Origin of the sequence: Occallatibacter sp., from assembly GCF_049510455.1 — a bacterium.
GTDB lineage: Bacteria > Acidobacteriota > Terriglobia > Terriglobales > Acidobacteriaceae > Telmatobacter.
This window is the reverse complement of sequence record NZ_JBEKYX010000204.1, coordinates 1-2943: the sequence shown is the minus strand read 5'-3', so window position 1 is coordinate 2943 and position 2943 is coordinate 1. Positions and strand designations below refer to the sequence as shown.

The following is a 2943-nucleotide window of genomic DNA, read 5'->3' as shown; positions in this document are numbered from 1 at the left end:
CATGCCATGGAAGCGCGCTCCCAGCTGCGCCACAGGCCCACATGCTGCAGGGATGCAACTCTCTTATTGTCTCCGCTGGGGTCGGATTCGTCAAACCCAACTCTTTTCCAATACAAGATGAGCCTGAAGGGGGGGCTTGATTCCAATACAAGATGAGCCTGAAGGATTAGGCATGCTGGAGATTGAAAATCAGCGTGCACGAAGCAGAAAATTTGAGTTTGGAAGCGATTGGCCGGTTCGTGGAGGCCAGCGAGGGAATTCGGTTTGAAAGCGTAAATCGCCAGGAGCTTTATTGCTGGGTAGAGCGCTTGCTTGTTCAACATGAGTACGCCCTGCAGGGCAAGGCAACGCGGGGCTTGGTGCGGCGCTTCATCGCGAAGATGACCGGGTTGAGCCGGGCACAGCTAACGCGCCTGATCGCCCGCTACACAGCCAGCGGGCGTGTCCAGCCAGCCGTCTACCATCGGCACAGCTTCGCCCGGCGCTACACGCGAGCCGACATCGAATTGCTGGCCAGCGTAGACGAAGCGCACGAGACCTTGAGTGGACCGGCGACGCGGCGGATTCTTGAACGCGAGGTTGAGCTGTTCGGCAAGCAGGAGTACGCTCGGCTGGCTACGATCTCGGTTGCTCATCTGTACAACCTGCGCGGCAGCCAGCGCTACCGCGAGCGTCGCCTGAACTACATCAAGACGCGTCCCACGAAGGTCTCGATCGGGGAGCGGCGCAAGCCTGAGCCGCAGGGCCAGCCCGGCTTTCTGCGTGTGGATACGGTGCACCAGGGCGATGAGCCGGGGGGCGGCCCGGGGAGCAAGGGTGTGTACCACATCGATGCCGTCGATGAGGTCACGCAATGGCAGGTGGTAGCATCGGTGCCTCGCATCTCGGAGGCCTATCTTGCGCCTGTACTGGAGGCGATGGTGCGCCAGTTTCCATTTCGCATTCTCGGCTTTCACAGCGACAATGGCAGCGAGTTTATCAACGAAACGGTGTCCAATCTGCTGAATAAGCTGCTGATCGAGCAGACCAAGAGCCGTCCCCGGCGAAGCGGGGATAACGGGCTGATCGAAACCAAGAATGGGGCTGTGATCCGCAAACACATCGGCTACGGCTACATCGATGCAAGTCACGCAGACCGGATCAACGACTTCTATCGGGACTACTTGAATCCGTACTTGAATTATCATCGTCCCTGCGCACAGGCCGATGTCGCGATCGATGCCAAGGGCCGCAAGCGCGTTCGTTACAAGCGCTATCAGACTCCGCTGGAGACCCTGCTCGCGCTGGATAAGCCGGCACAGTACCTGCGCCCTGGGATCAGCGTCAATACGCTGAAGCGCATCGCTGGCGCCCTCAGCGATACCGACGCTGCAGTCCGTATGCAACGAGCCAAGAGCAAACTGTTCGAGCAGCTGAAGCTCACCGCATAGACCGCCCACTCCACAAGCAGCGGGCTGGCCCAGCCAGCCCGTCTGCCATCGGTGCCGCTTCGCCGGGCGCTATACGCGAGTCGACATCGAATTGCTGGCCACCCTAGACGAAGCGCACAAGACGTTGTGTGGCCCGGCAACACAACGCACTCTCGAACATGAATCTCCGTTGCTCATCTGTACAACCTGCGCGGCGGCCAGCGCTACCGCGAGCCGCGCAGGAACTCCATCAAGACATCTCTCACGACGGTCGCGATCGGGGAGCAGCGCAAGCCTGAGCCGCAGGGCCAGTCCTGCTATCTGCGCGTGGATACGGTGCATCAGTGCGATCAGCCGGGGCGATCCGGGGAGCAAGGGTGTCGACCACATCCATGCTCTCGATATCGGCGCCGCGCATCTCGGAGGCCTATCTGGCTTCATCAACGCAACGATGTCCAAGTTGCTGGATAAGCCGCTGATCGAGCAAGGCAAAAGCCATCCCCCGGCGAAGCGGAAACAACGGGCTGATTGAAACCAGCTATGACGCTGTGGTCCGCAAATGCGTTCGCCACAAGCGCTTGTCAGGCTCTGCTGGAATCCCTGCTCGGGCTGAATAAACCAGCACAGCGTCTGCGCCCGGGGATCAGTGTCGACGCCATGCAGCGCATCGCTGGCGCCCTCAGCTAAACCAACGCTACGCAGCCCGTATGCAACAAGCCAAGAGCAAACTGTTCGAGTAGCTGATGCTCACCGCATAGAACGGAAGCCAACCCCACGCTGGATAAGCCGCTGATCGAGCAGAGCAAAGCGGTCCCCCGGCGGGGCGGGGACAACGGGCTGATTGAAACCAGCAATGACGCTGTGATCCGCGGACGCGTTCGCTACAAGCGCTGTCAGGCTCTGCTGGAGCCCCTGCACCAGCACAGCGCCTGCGCCCGGGGATCAGCGTCAACGCCCTGCAGCGCATCGTTGGCGCCCTCAGCGATACCAACGCTACGCAGCCCGTATCCAAAAAGCCAAGAGCAAACTGTTCGAGTAGCTGATGCTCACCACAAAGAACGCCCCCGACCCGCCGCGCCTCTCCGTTCTGGCCTTGGCTCCGGTCGCCCTACGGGCTCCCTCCGCCAAGGCCAGAACGGAGACCACTCCCCCGCTAGATAAGCCGCTGATCGAGCAGAGCAAAAGCGGTCCCCCGGCGGAGCGGGGACAACGGGCTGATTGAAACCAGCAATGACGCTGTGATCAGCAGACGCGTTCGCTACAAGCGCTGTCAGGCTCTGCTGGAGCCCCTGCTTGGGCTGGATAAACCAGCACAGCGCCTGCGCCCGGGGATCAACGTCAACGCCCTGCGGCGCATCGTTGGCGCCCTCAGCGATACCAACGCTACGCAGCCCGTATCCAAAAAGCCAAGAGCCAGCTGTTCGCGTAGCTGATGCTCACCGCAAAGAACGCCCCCGACCCGCCGCGCCTCTCCGTTCTGGCCTTGGCTCCGGTCGCCCTACGGGCTCCCTCCGCCAAGGCCAGAACGGAGACC

The 2943-nt window shown here is 61.3% G+C and carries 1 protein-coding gene; it reads left to right on the top strand.

Annotated features, from left to right (window positions below; all coding sequences use genetic code 11):
* Nucleotides 1-182 precede the first annotated feature (182 nt).
* Nucleotides 183-1430: a hypothetical protein gene (locus tag ABSG47_RS20935; protein ID WP_424172536.1), complete on the top strand. Its 1248-nt coding sequence runs from the start codon at nt 183-185 to the stop codon at nt 1428-1430.
* Nucleotides 1431-2943: the final 1513 nt, after the last annotated feature.